Annotated in this window: 15 protein-coding genes and 1 tRNA gene; 8 read left to right on the top strand and 8 right to left on the bottom strand. The window is 65.9% G+C overall.

Going from position 1 to position 17,220, the window contains the following annotated elements:
* Positions 1 to 57 precede the first annotated feature (57 nt).
* Positions 58 to 1,593, top strand: coding sequence for an aminoacyl--tRNA ligase-related protein (locus tag VH567_RS04340; RefSeq protein ID WP_423323455.1), 1,536 nt, complete (start codon positions 58 to 60; stop codon positions 1,591 to 1,593).
* A 123-nt stretch (positions 1,594 to 1,716) separates the two neighbouring features.
* A complete protein-coding gene (locus VH567_RS04335; protein WP_423323454.1) occupies positions 1,717 to 2,076 on the top strand; it encodes a VOC family protein in 360 nt (119 codons plus the stop codon).
* A gap of 382 nt (positions 2,077 to 2,458) precedes the next feature.
* Here VH567_RS04335 and VH567_RS04330 read toward each other — a convergent pair whose 3' ends face one another.
* On the bottom strand, positions 2,459 to 3,529 hold the full coding sequence (locus tag VH567_RS04330) for a PA0069 family radical SAM protein (RefSeq protein WP_423323452.1): 1,071 nt from the start codon (positions 3,527 to 3,529) through the stop codon (positions 2,459 to 2,461).
* Between the two features lie 313 nt (positions 3,530 to 3,842).
* On the opposite strand from VH567_RS04330, the gene VH567_RS04325 reads away from it, so the two are divergent.
* The 3 genes from VH567_RS04325 to VH567_RS04315 all read left to right on the top strand — a co-directional run bounded on the left by VH567_RS04325 (position 3,843) and on the right by VH567_RS04315 (position 6,892).
* The gene (locus VH567_RS04325) at positions 3,843 to 4,025 is read left to right on the top strand and encodes a hypothetical protein (protein WP_423323449.1); all 183 of its coding nucleotides are present in this window, start codon (positions 3,843 to 3,845) and stop codon (positions 4,023 to 4,025) included.
* 324 nt (positions 4,026 to 4,349) lie between these two features.
* Positions 4,350 to 5,003, top strand: a complete 654-nt coding sequence (locus VH567_RS04320) for a TonB-dependent receptor (RefSeq protein WP_423323447.1) — start codon at positions 4,350 to 4,352, stop codon at positions 5,001 to 5,003.
* Positions 5,000 to 6,892, top strand: coding sequence for a hypothetical protein (locus VH567_RS04315; protein ID WP_423323445.1), 1,893 nt, complete (start codon positions 5,000 to 5,002; stop codon positions 6,890 to 6,892). The genes VH567_RS04320 and VH567_RS04315 overlap by 4 nt, the downstream gene beginning before the upstream one ends.
* A 435-nt stretch (positions 6,893 to 7,327) precedes the next feature.
* Here VH567_RS04315 and VH567_RS04310 read toward each other — a convergent pair whose 3' ends face one another.
* Positions 7,328 to 7,606 (bottom strand): integration host factor subunit beta, encoded by a 279-nt coding sequence (locus VH567_RS04310; RefSeq protein WP_128454226.1) that lies wholly within the window; start codon positions 7,604 to 7,606, stop codon positions 7,328 to 7,330.
* A 160-nt stretch (positions 7,607 to 7,766) separates the two neighbouring features.
* Complete coding sequence (gene rpsA / locus VH567_RS04305; RefSeq protein ID WP_055879635.1) at positions 7,767 to 9,485, bottom strand: 30S ribosomal protein S1; 1,719 nt, start codon at positions 9,483 to 9,485, stop codon at positions 7,767 to 7,769.
* A gap of 275 nt (positions 9,486 to 9,760) precedes the next feature.
* On the opposite strand from rpsA, the gene VH567_RS04300 reads away from it, so the two are divergent.
* Positions 9,761 to 10,018, top strand: a complete 258-nt coding sequence (locus VH567_RS04300; RefSeq protein ID WP_056486791.1) for a SemiSWEET family transporter — start codon at positions 9,761 to 9,763, stop codon at positions 10,016 to 10,018.
* A 260-nt stretch (positions 10,019 to 10,278) separates the two neighbouring features.
* Here the strand turns inward: VH567_RS04300 and cmk are convergent, their stop codons facing one another.
* Both cmk and aroA read right to left on the bottom strand, forming a co-directional pair.
* The gene (gene cmk / locus VH567_RS04295; RefSeq protein ID WP_423323442.1) at positions 10,279 to 10,914 is read right to left on the bottom strand and encodes a (d)CMP kinase; all 636 of its coding nucleotides are present in this window, start codon (positions 10,912 to 10,914) and stop codon (positions 10,279 to 10,281) included.
* Position 10,915: 1 nt separating this feature from the next.
* A complete protein-coding gene (gene aroA / locus VH567_RS04290) occupies positions 10,916 to 12,250 on the bottom strand; it encodes a 3-phosphoshikimate 1-carboxyvinyltransferase (RefSeq protein ID WP_423323440.1) in 1,335 nt (444 codons plus the stop codon).
* Between the two features lie 99 nt (positions 12,251 to 12,349).
* On the opposite strand from aroA, the gene VH567_RS04285 reads away from it, so the two are divergent.
* Both VH567_RS04285 and VH567_RS04280 read left to right on the top strand, forming a co-directional pair.
* Positions 12,350 to 12,676, top strand: a complete 327-nt coding sequence (locus tag VH567_RS04285; RefSeq protein ID WP_031395784.1) for a TIGR02300 family protein — start codon at positions 12,350 to 12,352, stop codon at positions 12,674 to 12,676.
* An 83-nt stretch (positions 12,677 to 12,759) separates the two neighbouring features.
* A tRNA-Ala gene (locus VH567_RS04280) sits at positions 12,760 to 12,835 on the top strand.
* Positions 12,836 to 12,943: 108 nt separating this feature from the next.
* On the opposite strand, the gene VH567_RS04275 is transcribed toward VH567_RS04280, so the two are convergent.
* The 3 genes from VH567_RS04275 to VH567_RS04265 all read right to left on the bottom strand — a co-directional run bounded on the left by VH567_RS04275 (position 12,944) and on the right by VH567_RS04265 (position 17,132).
* On the bottom strand, positions 12,944 to 14,737 hold the full coding sequence (locus VH567_RS04275; RefSeq protein WP_423323437.1) for an autotransporter domain-containing protein: 1,794 nt from the start codon (positions 14,735 to 14,737) through the stop codon (positions 12,944 to 12,946).
* A 109-nt stretch (positions 14,738 to 14,846) separates the two neighbouring features.
* The gene (locus VH567_RS04270; RefSeq protein ID WP_423323435.1) at positions 14,847 to 15,845 is read right to left on the bottom strand and encodes an inorganic phosphate transporter; all 999 of its coding nucleotides are present in this window, start codon (positions 15,843 to 15,845) and stop codon (positions 14,847 to 14,849) included.
* A 168-nt stretch (positions 15,846 to 16,013) separates the two neighbouring features.
* Complete coding sequence (locus VH567_RS04265; RefSeq protein WP_423323724.1) at positions 16,014 to 17,132, bottom strand: DUF47 family protein; 1,119 nt, start codon at positions 17,130 to 17,132, stop codon at positions 16,014 to 16,016.
* Between the last annotated feature and the right edge of the window lie 88 nt (positions 17,133 to 17,220).

Here is a 17,220-nt window from a genome sequence, read left to right as displayed (position 1 = left end):
GTCGCCACCCCGCAACTCACACGTGACGAAGCGCCGCGTTCGCGATAAGCGCACCCCATGATAAAGCGCGCACTCCCCGTCACCCGCGAGGTGGATTTCTCCGCCTGGTACCAGGCCGTCATCTCCGAGGCCGATCTCGCCGAGGAATCCGGCGTCCGCGGCTGCATGGTCATCCGCCCCTGGGGCTACGGTATCTGGGAGCGTATCCAGCGCCTGCTCGACGACCGGATCAAGGCGACCGGCCACGAGAACTGCTATTTCCCGCTCTTCATCCCGCTCTCGTATTTCGAGAAGGAGGCCGAGCATGTCGACGGGTTCGCCAAGGAAATGGCCGTCGTCACGCACCACCGCCTCAAGGCCGACGGCTACGGCCGCCTGATCCCCGATCCCGAGGCCAAGCTCGAGGAGCCACTCGTCGTCCGTCCGACCTCCGAGATGGTGATCGGCGCCGCGTTCGCGCGCTGGGTCCAGTCGTGGCGCGACCTGCCCGTGCTGATCAACCAATGGGCGAACGTCGTCCGCTGGGAAATGCGCACGCGCATGTTCCTGCGCACTAGCGAGTTCCTCTGGCAGGAAGGCCACACGGCCCATTCCACCGCTGACGAAGCGCGCGACGAAACACTCAAGATGCTCGAAGTCTATCGCGATTTCGCGGAGGAATGCCTCGGCGTCCACGTGATCGCCGGCGAGAAGCCCGAGAACGAGCGCTTTCCGGGCGCCGTCGCGACCTATTCGATCGAGGCGATGATGCAGGACGGCAAGGCGCTGCAGGCCGGCACCTCGCACTTCCTCGGCACCAATTTCGCCTCCGCGCAGAACATCCGCTTCCAGAATGCCGGCGGCGAGTTCGAGCTCTGCAATACGACCAGCTGGGGCGTGTCGACGCGGATGATCGGCGCGGTGATCATGGTCCACGGCGACGACGACGGCCTGCGCGTGCCGCCGATGATCGCGCCGTGGCAGGTCGTGATCGTCCCCATGTTGCGCGACGTCCCCGAGGACGCGGCGATCGTCGACTATTGCAAGTCGCTCCAGGCCGAACTTGCCAAGCAGTCCGCGCTCGGCGAACCGGTCCGCGCGCTGCTCGACCTCAAGCCCGCCAAGGCTGCGACCAAGCGCTGGGGCTGGGTCAAGAAGGGCGCACCGATCGTGATCGAGGTCGGCGGCCGCGACGTGGCGGGCGGCAACGTCACGGTCATCCGCCGCGACCGCCTCTACCGCGAGGATGGCAAGCTCGACAGCAACGCCGTTGCGCGCGATGCGTTCGTCGGCGAGGTCTCGGGGATGCTGCACGACGTCCAGGCGACGCTCCACGTCGAATCGATGAACCGCGTGAAGGGCAACATCGTCCCCGCCGCAGACTTCGCCGCGGTCGAGGCGCATTTCGCCGACGGCGTAAAGAACCCCGGATGGGTCGACGTTCGCTGGTCCAAGCCGACCGGGCCTGCGCTCGACAAGGTCGTCGAGCGGTTGAAGGCGCTCAAGCTCACCATCCGCAACGCGCCGATGGGCCAGACTGGGTGTGATGATGGCGCGTGCATCTTCACCGGCGAATCCGCGGTGGAACGCATCCTGATCGGCCGCGCCTACTGAGCGCGCCTGCCCCTTGGTACCCGATGCCGCGGAGCAACCAAAACGGTCCAGTCTTTAGGCGGCGTCGTGGTGCTCCGTCTGGTATCGTCGCATCAGCTTCGGTGACGAGATCAGGGGGCAGGCATGGGCGTGACGGGAATCGGTGGATTCTTCTTCCGGGCAAAAGATCCGGAGGCGATCCGCGCCTGGTATGTCGAGCATCTCGGCGTGGGCTCGATACCATACGGATCGTGGGAGACGCAGGCCGGACCCAGCGTCTTTGCCCCGTTCGCGGTCGATGCCGACTATTTCCCCGCGGATCGCCCATGGATGCTCAACCTGCGCGTCGACGACCTCGACGGCCTGTTGGCGACCCTCCGTGCGGCCGGGATCGCGGTAATCACCAATCCCGAATGGGACATGCCCGGCTTCGGCCGCTTCGCCCGCATCCATGACCCGGAAGGCAACCCGATCGAACTCTGGCAACCCGACGATCCTTCATAAGAGAGGCGCGTTCAGCTTCGGTCGGGACAGATCGACATTCAACCATTCACCATTGCGAGTGCGCTACAGCGATTATCGCTCTCCGACCGGTGCCCCGTGTTTCCCCGCGGAGGCGGGGATCCAGGCTGGGCTCCCGCCTTCGCGGGAGAACAAGGGGAGCGTGACGACCGCGTTGACCACCGCGTGCAGGTCCGATCGCGATAGTGCCGACGAATTTCGAGTGCTACCGTTCCGCAAACCCAGATTTTCTCGACTCCACGACACCTGGATGTCTTCCCGAGCCGGCCCGAGCGTTGCCGGAGGGCCCGGCATGACGAGAACAGATCAAACGGCACGCGCTGAAACCGGTTATCCGCACCCGCGCGCGCCGATCTCCGGGTGGTCAAAACAACTCCCCCTGCGGCCCCCTCGGCGCGCGGAACAGGTCGTTGCGGAGTGCGATCCGTTCCTGGTTCAGTCCGTGTTTCGCACACGCGATCCGGAACCGTGTGCCGAGCAGGTCCGCCCATGGACCTTGCCCCTTCATCCGCGTGAAGAAGTTCGGATCGTTATCGCGTCCCCCGCGCAACGACGCGATCGTCGCCATCACCTTCCCCGCGCGATCCGGGAAATGTTCGTCGAGCCACGCGCGAAACAGCGGCGCGACCTCATGCGGCAAGCGTACGGGAATGAAGAACGCGCGTGTCGCCCCGGCTTCCGCCGCGCGCGCGATCAGATGCTCTATCTCGTGATCGGTGATCGCCGGAATGACCGGCGCGATCGACACGTACACGGGCACCCCCGCATCGGCGAGTTTGCGTACTGCCGCCAGCCGGCGTTCCGGATGCGGCGCGCGCGGCTCGACGGTCGACGCCACCTTCGGATCAAGCGAGGTGATCGACATCGCCACCGCCGCCAGGCCCTTGGCGGCCATCGGCGCCAGCAGGTCGAGATCGCGCACCACCCGGTCCGACTTGGTGGTGATCGTCAGCGGGTGATCCGTTTCGCGGAGCACCTCGATGATGCCGCGCGTGATCTGCCAGTCCGACTCGATCGGCTGGTACGGATCGGTGTTCGTTCCCAACGCCATCGGTGCGACGGCGTAGCCCGGCTTCGAGAGTTCCGCCCGCAACAACGCTGCGGCGGAAGGCTTCGCGAACAGCTTGCTCTCGAAATCGAGTCCCGGCGACAGGTCATGGAACGCATGGCTCGGCCGCGCGAAACAATAGATGCAGCCATGTTCGCATCCCCGATACGGATTGATCGAGCGGTCGAACGGCACGTCGGGCGAGGCGTTGCGGCTGATGATCGTCCGCGGCGTCTCGACCGTCACCGTCGTCCGCAGCTTCGGCGCGATGCCGTCGATCCCCTCGCGCATGTCGAGCCAGTCGCCGTCTGCCTCGGTCTGCGGCAGATTGAACCGTCGGCTTTCCCCGTTGAGAGTCGCGCCGCGAACCGGACGAGCCTGTTTCATCCCCCGAAACTAGGCACCGTGATAGAACATAGCAAGAACAATAATGAGGCGTCGATATCGGGTTACGCTATCACGAAACCGACGTGCGACCTGCTGACGTCGCGGCCTTCCTCGGATTCACGGGGCTTAGCGGCGACCGGGCTCAAGTGATCCTGTTTCGGCTCGATCAACGGGGCCGGTACGCGTGGCTCAAGCCCACTGCACGCGTTTCCGGAAATCGATAATGTGGCCTATTTACATCCATTTCCGAGGTGATTGCCGGTAGCGACAATCATCGCTCGCCGTACCCGAGGTTAGCGCCTAGGGCTGGCGCATGAGTGAACAGATCACCACGGTGGAACGCGCTTTCGAACTGGCGCGGTCGGGCGCCTGCACGTCGGTCAACGACCTGCGGCAGCGGTTGCGGCGCGAGGGATATGACGCGGTTCATCTTCATCTTCATGGCGCGTCGATCAACAAGCAGCTCGTCGACCTGATCAACGCCGCACGAGCGTAAATGTCGGGCACGGGGCGGGGCAAGGATCGGTCCCACGATGCCTGAGTGGTGTCGAACCCGGAGAAAGATCCGTTTTCGTGCGATCGAAAGGCTTTGCACCGCGGCGGTAGAGGCCGGTTTTCCGCGGATAACGCCTGTGACCTGATGCAGCACGTCGCTGGGCGATCGCGCATTGCACGTTAAGCGCACTTCGCTCGGCTGGACCTGCCGGATGCAGCTCTTATGCTGTCATCTGGGCGGGAGAGAATGCGTATGCCGGAAAGCGCGGGCGGCCTTTGTCGTGGGTGGCGACAATCCGGGCCGTGCTGGTCGATGGCGTTTGGTGTGACGCTCGCGGTCGTGCCCGCCGCTGGACAGTCGCTGTCGCCGCCGATCTCAGCGCGGGAACGCGGCCCGCCACCCGCGGCGACCGATACACCCGATCTGTCGGACGTTCCCGAGCTGGTCATCTTCGGTGACCGGCGCTCGATCGTCACCGATGTCGATCCGCTGGCGACGTTCGACATCGCCGCGATCGCGGCGACTGGCGCGACCACGATCGCCGAATTCCTGCGTGCGATCCGCGGTGTGACCCAGTCGGCGGATGGATCGGATCCGATCTTCCTCCTCAACGGCCAACGTACCTCTGGCTATCAGGATATCGGCACGCTGCCGCCCGAGGCGATCGAGAAGGTCGAGGTGCTGCCCGAGCCGGTCGCGTTGCGGTTCGGCTATCCGCCAACCCGGCGCGTGCTAAACTTCATTACCAAGCGGCGTTTTCGTCAGACCGAGCTGCGCGGGGCTGGCGGTATCGCGACGCGCGGTGCGGGCAGCACACGCACCGCCAATCTGGGGCTCACCCGGCTGCACGACGACAGCCGACTGACGGCGGCGATCGAGTATCGCCACACCGACGCGATCTTCCAGTCGGATCGCGCCATCGCGCTCGATCCCGCGATCCTGTTCGATGGCGTGGGCAACGTGACGGGGGCGGGGTGACGGGGGCGGGCAGGGGAGAGATCGACCCGGCCCTCTCGGCAGCGGCAGGCCGGGTCGTCACGGTCGCGGCGGTCCCCGACCGAGCAGGTGCGCCCTCGATCGCCGATTTCGTCGCGGGCGCGAACCAGCCGCGGTTGTTCGATCTCGGGCCTTATCGGACGCTCGCGCCGCGCAAGGATGCGGTGAAGGTAGAGACGGTGATGGCCGGGCGGATCGGCGGGACGATCTCGCGCTCGATCGGCCTGTCCGCCGAGCGCAGTCTTGAGCGTCATGTCGCCGGGCCGGCACCCGCCACGCTGAGCATCCCCGCGACGAACGCCTATTCGCCGTTCGCTGGCCCGGTGCTGCTCGACCGTTACCTGATCGAGGCCGATCCCCTGCGCGTGCGCCAGATGACGACCACGCTGCATGCGGGTGGAACGTTGCGCGGCGCGATCGCCGGGTGGCGCTGGGACGTCACCGCGGCGCTCGACCAGCAGCAGGTCGACGGCCGCAGCGAGCGCGGTATCGATCTGGCGCCGGCCAACGCGGCGATCGCGAACGGCGCCAACCCGTTCGCGCCGCTCGACGCGTCGTTGCTGAGCGGGCGGCTGGTCGACGTCGCCCGGTTGCGGACCCGGACTGCCGGCACGAAACTGGTGGCGACCAATACGCCCGTTCGCCTGCCTGCGGGCGAGATGACGGTGACCGCGACCGCCGAGCTGGAACGGTCGACAGCCACTTCTTCGACGCGGGGGCCGAACCCGTTCGCGCTGAACCTGGGGCGGACGCGCGTCGAAGGCGGCTTGGCGATCGACGTGCCGTTTGCATCGCGGCGCGAGGACGTGCTGGCGTTCGTCGGCGACCTCTCGATCAACGGCTCGGCGACCGCGCGCGACGTGAGCGGCTTCGGTGCGCTGACCGACGCGACCTATGGCGCGACCTGGGGACCAGTGCAGGGCGTCCAGCTGCTCGGCTCGGTCCGGCACAGCGCGACGGCCCCGGCGGTGATGCAGCAATCGACCCCCGAAGTGCGCCTGGCCAATGTCTCGCTGTTCGACTCGACCCGGGGCCGCACCGAGCTGGTGACGTTGATCGTCGGCGGCAACCGCGATCTCGTCGCCGAACGGCGCAGCGTCCGCTCGCTGACCGCCACCATCAAGCCGTTCAAGGCGCGCGAGATCCGGCTGGCCGCGACCTACGACACGACGACGATCCGCAACCAGACCGCGACCGTCTACGCTCTGACCCCGCAGACCGAGGCGGCGCTGCCGGGGCTCGCCGTGCGCGACGCCGACGGACGGCTGATTACGGTCAGCTACCGCCCGATCAACATCTTCCGCGAACGCCAGCGCGCGCTCAACCTGACGATCAGCGCGAACGGGATGGTCGGCAGCGCGCCGACCCCCGCAAAGCCGGGAGAGCCAGGCAAGCCGGACACGCGGCCCAGCTTCTATGCCGGCGTCGGCCCGATGATAAAACTGCAGGACCAGGTCGAGCTGCAACGCGGTTCGCCGACGCTCGACCTGCTGCGCGGCGATACGATCATCAGCAACGGCACCGCCCGCGTCTCGGGGTATGCGTATGGCGGGATCAATCGGCAGGGGACCGGGCTGACGTTCGACCTCTGGTATAGCGGGGCAAGCCGGGCACGGAGCAGCAACCCGGCGTCGGACCTGCGCTCCTCGCCGATCCTGAAAATCAATCTGGGCGGGACGGTCGGGCTGGAGCGGATGCTCAAGCGCCAGGACTGGGCGAAGAAGCTGCAGCTCAAGATCGACGTGAACAACGTCACCGACGCGCGGCAGCGGGTGCGCGATGCGAATGGCGACGTGCCGAACCGCCTGCAACGCGATTACCTCGACCCGGTCGGGCGGATGGTGACGCTGACGCTCCGCAAGCTGTTCTGAGCAAGGGCGCAGATGCCGGCGACGCGCCGTTGGCAGGGGGATCGTGCGGGGGGATCGTGAGGGGGGATGGTGCGGGCGGGGGGACTCGAACCCCCACGGGCCAAGGCCCAACGGATTTTCTTACCAGCTACGGTTTTCACCGCCGCCCGAGGGCGTTTGTGGTCTGGACTATCCCTTCACCATGCTCCGGCGAAACCGGAGTGCAGGTGCTGCCCGTCTAGTCTCTACACCTTCCCGCGAAACGCATCGCGGGCTTGGCTCGGGATTCCCATTTTACAGGCTTCCCCGAATTTGAGCAGTTCTACGCCGCAGGTTTCCCTACGGGCACTCAAGCATGTCTAAGTCCGGTGCGTCTACCATTCCGCCACGCCCGCATCCAAGCCGGTCTTAAGACGGGCGAGCCTCGCCGCCAAGATCAATACGACCGTCCAGCACTTACACGTTGAGGCGTGCGCGCATTTCCTTGCCGGGTTTGAAATACGGCACACGCTTGGCTTCGACGTCGACGACTTCGCCGGTGCGCGGGTTGCGGCCCGTGCGGGCCTCGCGTGCGCGTGTCGAGAATGCGCCGAAACCGCGCAGTTCGACCCGGCCGTCGGCGGCCAGGCGCTTCGATATCTCGTCGAAGAAGGTGCTGACGATCAGCTCGACTTCGTTCGGTTGCAGGTCCGGATGCGCCTCGGCGATCTTAAGGACCAGTTCAGATCGGATCATTCGAGCCCCCGCCCATCTAAAGCGCTTACATATTGATACAGGTCAATCTGCGAGGCATTAGCACTAATCCGGGCGCAGTCAAAAACCAAAGTGGCCCGGACAAGAAAAAGCCCGGCATGTTCGAGACATGCCGGGCCATTTCATCGACAGGCGGTTAGCCTTACTTCTTTTCGGCTTCCGTGCGGGCCTTGAGAGCCTCGCCCAGGATGTTGCCGAGGGTCGCGCCGGAGTCCGACGAACCATACTGCGCAACGGCCTGCTTCTCTTCCGAGATCTGCATGGCCTTGATCGAGAAGGTCGGCTTCTTCGAACGATCGAAGCCGGTGACCATCGCGTCGAACTTCTGGCCGACCTGGAAACGCTCCGGACGCTGCTCGTCGCGATCGCGACCCAGATCCGTGCGCTTGATGAAGCCGGTCGCGCCATCGTCGCCCTGCTGCACTTCGAGGCCCGCGTCGCGGACTTCGAGAACGGTCACGGTGACGATCGCGTTCTTGTTCAGCTTGTCGCCTGCCGCTGCGATGCCGCCGGCCGAAGGCCCGCCGCGCTCGAGCTGCTTCATGCCGAGCGAGATACGCTCCTTCTCGGCGTCGATGTCGAGCACGACGGCCTCGACGGTCTCACCCTTGCGATGCAGGTTGAGCGCGTCCTCGCCCGAAACACCCCATGCGATGTCGGACATGTGGACCATGCCGTCGACGTCGTTGTCGAGGCCGATGAACAGACCGAATTCGGTCGCGTTCTTGACTTCGCCTTCGACGGTCGAACCGATCGGATGAGCGGCAGCGAACGCCTCCCAAGGATTGGCCTGAGCCTGCTTGAGGCCGAGCGAGATGCGACGCTTCTCGGAATCGACTTCGAGGACCATGACGTCGACTTCCTGCGAGGTCGAGACGATCTTGCCCGGATGGACGTTCTTCTTGGTCCAGGACATTTCCGACACGTGGACGAGGCCTTCGATGCCCGCTTCCAGCTCGACGAACGCACCATATTCGGTGATGTTCGTGACGCGGCCGGTGAGCTTCGCGCCGACTGGGTACTTGACCATCGCGCCATCCCAGGGATCGCTCTCCAGCTGCTTCATGCCGAGGCTGATGCGCTGGGTGTCCTTGTTGATGCGGATGATCTGCACCTTGACGGTGTCGCCGATGTTCAGGACTTCGCTCGGGTGACCGACGCGCTTGTAGCTGAGATCGGTGACGTGCAGCAGGCCATCGATGCCGCCGAGATCAACGAACGCACCGTAATCGGTGATGTTCTTGACGACGCCGTCGATGATCTGGCCCTCGGCCAGGCTGAGGATCAGGCCCGAACGCTGCTCTGCGCGCGTCTCTTCGAGAACGGCGCGACGCGACACGACGATGTTGCCGCGCTTGCGGTCCATCTTCAGGATCTGGAACGGCTGGGGGATGTCCATCAGCGGGGTGACATCGCGCACGGGGCGGATATCGACCTGCGAACCGGGCAAGAACGCGACGGCGCCGTTCAGGTCGACGGTGAAGCCACCCTTCACGCGGCCGAAGATCACGCCTTCGACGCGGGTCGTCTTGGAGAATTCGGTTTCCAGCTTGTCCCATGCGGCTTCGCGGCGTGCGCGATCGCGGCTGAGCATCGCTTCGCCGTGGACGTTCTCGACGCGGTCGACATAGACTTCGACTTCGTCGCCGACCTTGAGGTCAGCCTTCTGGCCCGGCGCTGCGAATTCGCGAAGCGGCACGCGGCCTTCCGACTTCAGACCGACGTCGATGACGGCCATGTCGTTCTCGATGCCGGTCACGGTGCCATGCACCACGCGGCCCTCGAAGCTGTCGGCGTCGCCGAGCGTTTCGTTCAGCATCGCCGCGAAATCGTCGCGGGTCGGCATTACCTGGGTTGCCATAGAATTCAGTAATCCTAGTCTGTTTCCGGCCAAGCGGTTGGGTCCGCTGGTCTTGGCCTTCGTTGCCGCGACGACCGAACGCCGGCGCGGCATCCGGACGGCACGAGGCGCGGAGGACGTAGACGCTGAATGCGAAAACGGCGCGTGAGACTCGAGGGTCTCCGCGCCTTCCTCCACGAGCATCGCTCGCCGGACGGTTCCGTATAGCCGAAACCGGGTCTCGGAGCAAGTTCGGCCCGGCTTCGTTAGGGGCTGCTCACAACAGGAGCGAAGATTTGAACGAACGCGGCATTCTCGTGCTGGGCTGGGTCGCCACCGTGACGGCGATCGTGATGTACCTGTCGTACATCGACCAGATCATGCTGAACCTCGCCGGGCAGAAGGGATCGGTGGTCCAGCCGTTCGCGACGATGGTGAATTGCGCGCTGTGGGTGGGGTATGGGTTTTTGAAAGACAAGCGGGATTGGCCGATCGTCGTGGCGAACTTTCCGGGGGTGGTGTTTGGGGCGGTGGCACTGGTTACTGCGCTTTAGGGCAGGGCGCGCGCTTACGGGAGCGTCGCGCGCTCCTACTTGTTCTCCCGCGAAGGCGGGAGCCCAGTCTGGGTCCCCGCCTTCGCGGGGAAACAATGTTGGGTCGCAGTAGCTTACCCCAACAGAGCAACCACCCCGGCGAAGGCCGGGGCCCAATTGGGGGACGTTGCTAACTAAGGACCGCCCTTCGTTACTGCGGGCGTTCCAATTGGGCCCCGGCCTTCGCCGGGGTGGTGCGCTCGCCGGAGTGGGCGGAAGGCTTAAACCGAAACCTTCTTCGCCCGCTGCGCCTCAACCAACGCAACCGCCCTTTGCACCGAAGCCTCGATCGACAGAAAACTCGTATCCAACAACGCAGCATCCGCCGCCATCACCAACGGCGCAGTCGACCGCCCGCTATCCCGAGCATCCCGAGCCCGAATATCCGCCAGAACGCGATCCTTGCTCGCCGTCCCACCGCGCGCCTGCAACTCCGCATGCCGCCGCTGCGCGCGAATATTCGGCGTAGCCTTCACGAACAGCTTAGCATCCGCATCTGGCGCAATCACCGTCCCGATATCGCGCCCGTCGAGGATCGCGCCACCCTCTTGCCCCGCAAACCGCTTCTGCCGGTGCAGCAGCGCCGCGCGCACGAGAGGATGCGCCGACACCACCGACGCCAGCGCGCCGATATCGTCGTCACGCAACGCCGGATCGCTCAGCAGCGCATCGCTGAAATCGCACGCCGCGACCGCGTCGGCCTCGGTCTCCGGATCGAGCCCCATCCGCGCCACGCTCAGCGCGACCGCGCGGTACAGCAGCCCGGTATCAAGATACGGCAACCCATAATGCTTGGCCAAGGCGCGCGCGATGGTGCCCTTGCCCGAAGCCGCCGGACCGTCGACTGCGATGATCATCTTAATTCCCCCGGCCGGTAAGCGCATCGAGCGACCGGAAGAACACGGGATAGCTCGTCGCCACCGGCGATACATCATCGATCGTGACGGGCTCGCGGCTCCCAAGTCCAGCCACCACCATGCTCATTGCGATGCGGTGGTCGAGTTTCGAGGCGATCCGAGCGCCACCACGAATCGCCGCACCACCCGAGCCGGTGATCGCCATGCCGTCCTCATACTCCTCGCAAACCACGCCGCACGCTTGGAGCGCGATCCGCATCGTCGTGATACGGTCCGATTCCTTGACGCGAAGTTCATGCGCGCCGCGCGCGATCGTCGTCCCGGTCGCGAAGGCGGCGGCGACGAACAGCACCGGATATTCGTCGATCATGCTCGGCGCGAGATCGGCCGGGACCTCGATCGCGGTCAGGGCTGCATGCCGGACGCGCAGATCGGCGACGGGCTCGCCGCCGACGGTGCGCGGGTCGAGCTCGGTAATATCCGCTCCCATCATCCGCAAAGCCGTGACGATCCCGATCCGCGTCGGGTTCAGCCCAACGTTACGTACGACGATATCCGACCCCGGCACGATCGACGCCGCGACCAGCCAGAACGCCGACGACGACGGGTCGCCCGGCACGACGATATCCTGCGGCTTCAGGTCCGCTTCCCCCGTGATCGAGATGATCCGCCCGGCCTCGGTCTCCTCGACCGTCAGCTTCGCGCCGAACCCGGTCAGCATCCGCTCGCTATGATCGCGCGTCGCGACCGGCTCGATCACCCGCGTGATCCCCGGCGTGTTGAGCCCGGCCAGCAAAATCGCCGACTTCACCTGCGCCGACGCGACCGGCAGCGTGTATTCGATCGGCACCGCCGGGCACATGCCGCGCACCATCAGCGGCAACCGCCCGCCCGGCGAAGATGTAATGTCCGCCCCCATCTGCGACAGCGGCTCGATCACGCGCCCCATCGGCCGCCCCGACAGCGACGCGTCGCCGGTGAAAGTGCAGGTGATCGGATGGCTCGACACCAGCCCCATCAGCAACCGCGTCGACGTCCCCGAATTGCCCATCTCCAGTGCGGTCTCGGGCTGGAGCAAGCCGCCCACGCCGACGCCGTCTACGGTCCAGATGCCGTCCTCGCCACGCTCGATCGTCGCGCCCATCGCGCGCATGGCGGCAGCCGTGGCGAGCACGTCCTCGCCCTCCAGCAACCCTTCGATCCGGCTGGTGCCGACCGCCAGGCTCGCGAACATCAACGCGCGGTGGCTGATAGACTTGTCGCCGGGGACCGCGATCGAACCGGTCAAAGGACCGCGCGCGACGACGTCCATCGAAGTGGGGAGGGGGTGTGCCATGGGGCCGGGCTTTTGACAGTGGCCTTGCGCTATGGCAAGGCGCGCCCACTTTGCGAGGGTATCCCCCCGCAATCCATTCATCCGAAAGGTTCTATCGGCATGATCAAGCCGGAATGGGGCACGAAGCGTTCGTGCCCGAAATGCGCGACGCGTTTCTACGACCTCGAAAAAGCCGACCCCGTGACCTGCATCGAGTGCGGGTATGCATGGGAGCCCGAGCCCATCCTGAAGTCGAAGCAGCCGCTGCCGTTCGAAGTCGCCAAGCCCGACACCAAGAAGCCCGACGCGGATCTCGAGGGTGACGAGGAAGAGGATATCGCCTCGATCACCGGCGAAGACGAAGAGCCGTCGGCGGACGACGAAGTCGATCTCGGCGGCGACGACGACCTCGGCGTCGAGACGCCGCAGGACGAGCACGAGCGTTAAGTTCGAATAATTTTGGCAGGCGGTGTTTACGCCGCTTGCCAACCCGGGCGGGTCCGGTTAGTGACCCGCCTCCCAACGGGAATGGGGCCGTAGCTCAGCTGGGAGAGCGTTCGCATGGCATGCGAAAGGTCAGGGGTTCGATCCCCCTCGGCTCCACCATTTCCGTTGATGACCGGTACGCCGGATGCTTTCCAAGCCGACATCGCAAACCAGTCGATCGCGGTGCGGGATGCGGCATCGCCGCACCCCGAGGCTGATCCGGCACATCTAGAACGCGGCGGATAGTCCTGCGAATGCCGACACGCTGTCGCGATCGTCGCGCAACGCGTAGCCGGCGACACCGGCGCGGAGCGACAACTGCTCCGCGACATTGCCGTCCACGCCCATCGCGTAACTCATGTAACTGCGATCGGCGCGTTCCACCGTGCTCGTGAAGCTGATCGGCGCACCCGTCGGGGTCAGCGTCAGCGTCCGCGGATCGTCGTCGAACTCGCGCTCGTAGCCGGCGCGGGCGAAAAACCGCACGGGTTCGCCTGGGACGGTTCGGACCACGGCGCCGAAGCGGCCGGTCAGGCTTTTGATCTCCTGCTTGCCGAACGCCGCCGCGGTCGAGAGCCCGCCGGTTTCCGCATAGCCGGCGATGCGGACGCGGTCGTATTGCGCCGCGAGGTCGGGGCCGAATGCAACGCCGCCGACCGTGATCAGATCGAACGCGGCGGTGACGCGGCCGGCGACGTAGGTGCCGTCGGTCTCGCCCTCATGCGAGCGGATCGCCGGGCCGAGCTGGACGGTGCGGCGGATGTGGCGGTAGTCGATCTCGCCGTACGTCCCGTCCGCGAGCAGGCGCACCGGGCCGAGTTCGCCGCGCGCGTAGCCGCTGACCGACCAGGCGCGCGGCTTGTAGGTGCCAGCGCCGGCCTTGAAGTCGCCGGTGCCATCCGAATAGCCGCCGGCGAGACCGACTCCCGACGCGTCGCCGATCGCGAGGTCGGCGCCTGCGGTGCCGCTAAAGCCACGTTCGGTGATGCCGACACGCTGGGCGGAATTGCCGCTTGCGTAATAGTGATAGCCCGCACTGCCGAACAGCGACAGCGCGTGGCCGGTGCGTTGTGCGCCGCCGCGTTCTGCGCCTTCGAACAGGTCGCGCTGGCCGCGGAACATCGCTTGTGCCGCGTAGCCGAGTCCGGCGATCTGGTCGGGGGCCTGGACGAGGCTGGCCACTGCCTGCCCCTGGATGCGTTGCGTCTTGCCCGAAGGATGGACGCTATCGGCCAGGATATAGGTCTCGTTGGCGTCGGGCGAGACGAGCGTCGCGCGTGTGCAGGCGAGCGACGACGGCACGGTACAGGCGACACCGGTGATGTTGGTGTAGCCATAGGTGGCGGGACTCGCGACGAGTTCGCCGAACAGCCGGTCGGTATCGAAATACAGCGCGTTGACGTTCGCCGCCGCCAATGCCGCGGCATAGGTCCGGTTGAACAGCTGGAGCCCGGCCGCGCCGCCGGTCTGGACCGCGAGCGTGACGATACGCGTGGCGCCCGCCGTCTGGAGCCGGCTGACTTGTGCGGCGAGCTGGGTCGCCGCGGTGGTCAGGATCGCGGTGTTGGTGCTGCCCGCCGCCTGGAACGCGAAGTAATCGTTGCCGCCGCCCTGGATATACACGAGGTCGCGTGGACCGAACGTGCCGCCGGCAGCGAGGAAATTGCTGATCTGTGTCGCGACCGGGATCGACAGCGCGTTCGCTGCCGTCACACGCGCGCCGCCGACCGCGTAATTGGTGCCGCCCTTGCCATAGACGGGGTCGAGCGAGAGCCCGAGACGGGCCGCCAGAACCTCGGGCGCGACCGGGTCGGGGTTGGTCGTGAAGCTGCCCGCATCGCGCGCCAGCCTGGGATCGAGCGTCAGGTAATAGCCGCCATCGGCAAGGCTGTCGCCGAACACGACCATGCGGTTATAGGTCTCGGTGCTTGCGACACTGGTCGGGCTGGCGGTCTGCGCCACGCCCGGAGTCGCGACGCCGAGCGCCGTCCCGAACAGCAACGCCGCATAGGTCGTCTTCATGATGTCCTCTCCCTGGCGGCGAAGGATCATTGTCCTTCGCTCGACCGGGAGTGTCGGAGCCGTTTACGGCTGCGTCAATAGACCGTCGCCTGGGATCGGCGGGGAGGGTTCAGACGAACAGCCCGACCAGCAGATAGGTGCCGGCACCGATCAACCCGGCTGCGGGCAGCGTGAGCGTCCAGGCGACGACGATGTTGCTGGCCACGTTCCAGCGCACCGCAGACAGGCGCCGAGCGGCACCCACGCCGACGATTGAGCCGGTGATGGTGTGTGTCGACGACACCGGAATGCCCCAGAAGGTCGCGGCGAACAGCGTGATCGCGCCGCCGGTCTCCGCGCAGAAGCCCTGCGCCGGTGTCAGGCGGGTGATCTTCGAGCCCATCGTGTGGACGATCCGCCAGCCACCCGACAGCGTGCCCAGTGCCATCGCCGCCTGGCAGGAGAGGACGACCCAGAGCGGCACGTGGAATTCGCCGCCGAGCAGGCCCTGCGAATAGAGCAACACGGCGATGATCCCCATCGTCTTCTGCGCATCGTTGCCGCCATGGCCGAGCGAGTAGAGCGCGGCGGAGATCAGCTGGAGTTTGCGGAAGCGCTTGTCGACTCCGAGCGGGGTGAGTTTGAGGCTCGTCCACGCCACCGCAAGCACCAGCACCAGTGCGAGCATCAGGCCGATCGCGGGCGACGCGAAGATCGCTACAACGGTGGCGATGACGCCTTTCCAGACGATCGCGCCGAAACCGACCTTGGCGATGCCCGCGCCGAGCAGGCCGCCGATCAACGCATGGCTGCTGCTCGACGGGATGCCGAGCACCCAGGTGATGACGTTCCATGCGATCGCGCCGATCAGCGCGGCGAAGATCACCTGCGCGTCGATGACGTGCGCCTGGACGATCCCGGTGCCGACGGTCTGCGCGACGTGAAGCCCGAAGACGGCGAACGCGATGAAGTTGAAGAACGCGGCCCAGAGGACGGCGTATTGCGGCTTCAGCACGCGCGTCGAGACGACGGTGGCGATCGAGTTCGCCGCGTCGTGGAGGCCGTTCAGGAAGTCGAACAGCAGCGCTATGCCGATGAGGCCGATCAGGAGGGGGAGGGAGAGGATCATGCGATTGCCGCCCTATCCGCTACCATTCCACCCCCCCGGCGAAGGCCGGGGTCCAATTGGGAAGGCTTGAGTAACGGCGCGCCGTCCTCAATTATTGCCGTCCCCCAATTGGGCCCCGGCCTTCGCCGGGGGGGAGCTCCTTGGGAGGTCTCGGACTCGAACGACACATCAAGCATGGTCGATGACCAGCCCCTGGATCTCGTTCGCGACATCCTCGAAGCGATCAACAATCTTCTCCAGGCTGCTGTAGATCTCGCGGTTGATGATGAAGGTCATCGGGTCCGCACTGATCTTCGACGCCTGGAACAGCGCACGCAGGCCCGTGTCGTGGATGTCGTCGGCATGCCCCTCGATCTGGATCAGCCGTGCGGTCAGGTCGTGCAACCGGCCCGCATTGGTACCGAGCGAGCGGAGCAGCGGGATCGCCTCCGCGGTGATCCGCGCGGCCTCGACGATGATGCCCGCCATGTCGCGCATCTCGGCCGAGAATTCGGTCACCTCGTACAGCGCGATCGCGTTCGCGGTGCCGTTCATCTGGTCGATCGCGTCGTCCATCACGCCGATCAAACTGGTGATCGCGCTGCGGTCGAACGGCGTCACGAATACGCGGCGGACGTCCTGGAGGACTTCGCGCGTGATATCGTCGGCCTCGTGCTCGCGCTTGACGATCTCGGCGATCTGACCCTCGATCGAGCCTTCGCCGTGGAGCAGCCGTGCGAGCGCATCGGCGCCGGCGACCAGGGTCGCGGCATGCGCGTCGAACAGTTCGAAGAACCGTCCCTGCTTCGGCATCAGCGACTGGAACCAGCCCAGCATCGGAATTCTCCTTTTCGCACTCTTGCGCACGACGGGTAAGATACGTTGCGCGAACGACGCCGGGATCGGCGGCTCGCGGAAAGCAGCGATCAGCGCCTTCAGGCCGGGCTCATTGACAGCGTCTGCCGCACGATCAAGCGTAAACCAGCGGGTGTCGCGCTGATGACGCTCGGGCCAGTCGTCCAGTTGCTCGACGAACGCGAGCGGAAACACCGTCACGATCATGTCGCGGTAGCGGCCGGTGCGGCGGCGTTTGCGGTACGCGAATTGCCCGACCGGGGCGGGGCAGGGGATGCCGCGGATGCCGGCCTCCTCATACGCTTCCTGCGCGGCGGCCTCATGGCTGGCGAGCCCGACGATCGGATTGCCCTTGGGGATCACCCAGCGCCCGGTATCGCGCGAGGTGATCAGCATCACGCGGGCATGGCCGTCGGCGTCGATGACATAGGGAAGTGCCGCAATCTGCTGGATAATTTGGGTCCTCTGGAGTCGCAGGGATGCGATGAAGGCCCATGCTTATACCGGCTGGCGGTGGAGGAACAGCCATACGCAAAGCGGT

This window comes from Sphingomonas sp. 4RDLI-65 (genome assembly GCF_049472435.1).
In the GTDB taxonomy this organism is placed as follows: Bacteria; Pseudomonadota; Alphaproteobacteria; order Sphingomonadales; family Sphingomonadaceae; genus Sphingomonas.
This window is presented reverse-complemented; position numbering and strand designations above follow the sequence as displayed.

What these genes read in the sequence shown, in the direction of transcription:
- VH567_RS04340 (WP_423323455.1), top strand. Translation starts at nt 58, where the DNA reads ATGATAAAGCGCGCACTCCCCGTCACCCGCGAGGTGGATTTCTCCGCC.
- VH567_RS04325 (WP_423323449.1), top strand. Translation starts at nt 3,843, where the DNA reads ATGAGTGAACAGATCACCACGGTGGAACGCGCTTTCGAACTGGCGCGG.
- VH567_RS04275 (WP_423323437.1), bottom strand. Translation starts at nt 14,737, where the DNA reads ATGAAGACGACCTATGCGGCGTTGCTGTTCGGGACGGCGCTCGGCGTC.
- aroA (WP_423323440.1), bottom strand. Translation starts at nt 12,250, where the DNA reads ATGGCACACCCCCTCCCCACTTCGATGGACGTCGTCGCGCGCGGTCCT.
- VH567_RS04285 (WP_031395784.1), top strand. Translation starts at nt 12,350, where the DNA reads ATGATCAAGCCGGAATGGGGCACGAAGCGTTCGTGCCCGAAATGCGCG.
- VH567_RS04270 (WP_423323435.1), bottom strand. Translation starts at nt 15,845, where the DNA reads ATGATCCTCTCCCTCCCCCTCCTGATCGGCCTCATCGGCATAGCGCTG.
- VH567_RS04335 (WP_423323454.1), top strand. Translation starts at nt 1,717, where the DNA reads ATGGGCGTGACGGGAATCGGTGGATTCTTCTTCCGGGCAAAAGATCCG.
- rpsA (WP_055879635.1), bottom strand. Translation starts at nt 9,485, where the DNA reads ATGGCAACCCAGGTAATGCCGACCCGCGACGATTTCGCGGCGATGCTG.
- cmk (WP_423323442.1), bottom strand. Translation starts at nt 10,914, where the DNA reads ATGATCATCGCAGTCGACGGTCCGGCGGCTTCGGGCAAGGGCACCATC.
- VH567_RS04310 (WP_128454226.1), bottom strand. Translation starts at nt 7,606, where the DNA reads ATGATCCGATCTGAACTGGTCCTTAAGATCGCCGAGGCGCATCCGGAC.
- VH567_RS04330 (WP_423323452.1), bottom strand. Translation starts at nt 3,529, where the DNA reads ATGAAACAGGCTCGTCCGGTTCGCGGCGCGACTCTCAACGGGGAAAGC.